We start from the raw sequence: 3157 nt of genomic DNA on the forward strand, positions 1-3157 counted from the left end.
GCTGGCCTCGCTTCAGCAAATTGGGTATGTGATAGCTTTCGGTGTTTTGTGAGATTCGAACTTTCGGTTCGTTTCGTCTTCACACACCGCAATCTGATGCTCTTTCGAGTAGTCAAATTGCTTGGGTGTTATATGGTCAAGCCTCACGGGCAATTAGTATTGGTTAGCTCAACGCCTCACAGCGCTTACACACCCAACCTATCAACGTCGTAGTCTTCGACGGCCCTTCAGGGGACTCAAGGTCCCAGTGAGATCTCATCTTGAGGCTAGTTTCCCGCTTAGATGCTTTCAGCGGTTATCTATTCCGAACATAGCTACCCGGCAATGCCACTGGCGTGACAACCGGAACACCAGAGGTTCGTCCACTCCGGTCCTCTCGTACTAGGAGCAGCCCCTCTCAAATCTCAAACGTCCACGGCAGATAGGGACCGAACTGTCTCACGACGTTCTAAACCCAGCTCGCGTACCACTTTAAATGGCGAACAGCCATACCCTTGGGACCGGCTTCAGCCCCAGGATGTGATGAGCCGACATCGAGGTGCCAAACACCGCCGTCGATATGAACTCTTGGGCGGTATCAGCCTGTTATCCCCGGAGTACCTTTTATCCGTTGAGCGATGGCCCTTCCATACAGAACCACCGGATCACTAAGACCTACTTTCGTACCTGCTCGACGTGTCTGTCTCGCAGTCAAGCGCGCTTTTGCCTTTATACTCTACGACCGATTTCCGACCGGTCTGAGCGCACCTTCGTACTCCTCCGTTACTCTTTAGGAGGAGACCGCCCCAGTCAAACTACCCACCATACACTGTCCTCGATCCGGATAACGGACCTGAGTTAGAACCTCAAAGTTGCCAGGGTGGTATTTCAAGGTTGGCTCCACGCGAACTAGCGTCCACGCTTCAAAGCCTCCCACCTATCCTACACAAGCAAATTCAAAGTCCAGTGCAAAGCTATAGTAAAGGTTCACGGGGTCTTTCCGTCTAGCCGCGGATACACTGCATCTTCACAGCGATTTCAATTTCACTGAGTCTCGGGTGGAGACAGCGCCGCCATCGTTACGCCATTCGTGCAGGTCGGAACTTACCCGACAAGGAATTTCGCTACCTTAGGACCGTTATAGTTACGGCCGCCGTTTACCGGGGCTTCGATCAAGAGCTTCGCGTTAGCTAACCCCATCAATTAACCTTCCGGCACCGGGCAGGCGTCACACCCTATACGTCCACTTTCGTGTTTGCAGAGTGCTGTGTTTTTAATAAACAGTCGCAGCGGCCTGGTATCTTCGACCGGCATGAGCTTACGGAGCAAGTCCTTCACCCTCACCGGCGCACCTTCTCCCGAAGTTACGGTGCCATTTTGCCTAGTTCCTTCACCCGAGTTCTCTCAAGCGCCTTGGTATTCTCTACCCAACCACCTGTGTCGGTTTGGGGTACGGTTCCTGGTTACCTGAAGCTTAGAAGCTTTTCTTGGAAGCATGGCATCAACCACTTCGTTAACTAAAAGTTAACTCGTCATCAGCTCTCGGCCTTAGAATCCCGGATTTACCTAAGATTCCAGCCTACCACCTTAAACTTGGACAACCAACGCCAAGCTGGCCTAGCCTTCTCCGTCCCTCCATCGCAATAACCAGAAGTACAGGAATATTAACCTGTTTTCCATCGACTACGCTTTTCAGCCTCGCCTTAGGGACCGACTAACCCTGCGTCGATTAACGTTGCGCAGGAAACCTTGGTCTTTCGGCGTGGGTGTTTTTCACACCCATTATCGTTACTCATGTCAGCATTCGCACTTCTGATACCTCCAGCAAGCTTCTCAACTCACCTTCACAGGCTTACAGAACGCTCCTCTACCGCATCACCTAAGTGATACCCGTAGCTTCGGTGTATGGTTTGAGCCCCGTTACATCTTCCGCGCAGGCCGACTCGACTAGTGAGCTATTACGCTTTCTTTAAAGGGTGGCTGCTTCTAAGCCAACCTCCTAGCTGTCTAAGCCTTCCCACATCGTTTCCCACTTAACCATAACTTTGGGACCTTAGCTGACGGTCTGGGTTGTTTCCCTTTTCACGACGGACGTTAGCACCCGCCGTGTGTCTCCCATGCTCGGCACTTGTAGGTATTCGGAGTTTGCATCGGTTTGGTAAGTCGGGATGACCCCCTAGCCGAAACAGTGCTCTACCCCCTACAGTGATACATGAGGCGCTACCTAAATAGCTTTCGAGGAGAACCAGCTATCTCCGAGCTTGATTAGCCTTTCACTCCGATCCACAGGTCATCCGCTAACTTTTCAACGGTAGTCGGTTCGGTCCTCCAGTTAGTGTTACCCAACCTTCAACCTGCCCATGGATAGATCGCCCGGTTTCGGGTCTATTCCCAGCGACTAGACGCCCTATTAAGACTCGCTTTCGCTACGCCTCCCCTATTCGGTTAAGCTCGCCACTGAAAATAAGTCGCTGACCCATTATACAAAAGGTACGCAGTCACCTAACAAAGTAGGCTCCCACTGCTTGTACGCATACGGTTTCAGGATCTATTTCACTCCCCTCTCCGGGGTTCTTTTCGCCTTTCCCTCACGGTACTAGTTCACTATCGGTCAGTCAGTAGTATTTAGCCTTGGAGGATGGTCCCCCCATATTCAGACAAAGTTTCTCGTGCTCCGTCCTACTCGATTTCATGACTAAGAGATTTTCGCGTACAGGGCTATCACCCACTATGGCCGTACTTTCCAGAACGTTCCGCTAATCTCAAAGCCACTTAAGGGCTAGTCCCCGTTCGCTCGCCACTACTAAGGGAATCTCGGTTGATTTCTTTTCCTCAGGGTACTTAGATGTTTCAGTTCCCCTGGTTCGCCCCTTACACCTATGTATTCAGTGTAAGGTAACCATCTTATGATGGCTGGGTTCCCCCATTCAGACATCTCCGGATCAAAGTCTGTTTGCCGACTCCCCGAAGCTTTTCGCAGGCTACCACGTCTTTCATCGCCTCTGACTGCCAAGGCATCCACCGTATGCGCTTCTTCACTTGACCATATAACCCCAAGCAATCTGGTTATACTGTGAAGACGACATTCGCCGAAAATTCGATAATACTCAATTAAGAGCAACTCACAAATTTTACCTTAGCCTGATCCGCTACCAGTGAAAGTAACGTTCAGTCTATC

At 51.0% G+C, this 3157-nt stretch carries 1 rRNA gene; it reads right to left on the reverse strand.

Features of this window, described 5'->3' with window-relative positions:
* Window positions 1–132 precede the first annotated feature (132 nt).
* Window positions 133–3024 (reverse strand): 23S ribosomal RNA (locus tag ACP7CJ_RS28710).
* Between the last annotated feature and the right edge of the window lie 133 nt (window positions 3025–3157).

This window comes from Pseudomonas sp. PSPC3-2 (assembly GCF_049897085.1).
Taxonomy (GTDB): Bacteria; Pseudomonadota; Gammaproteobacteria; order Pseudomonadales; family Pseudomonadaceae; genus Aquipseudomonas; species Aquipseudomonas paraveronii.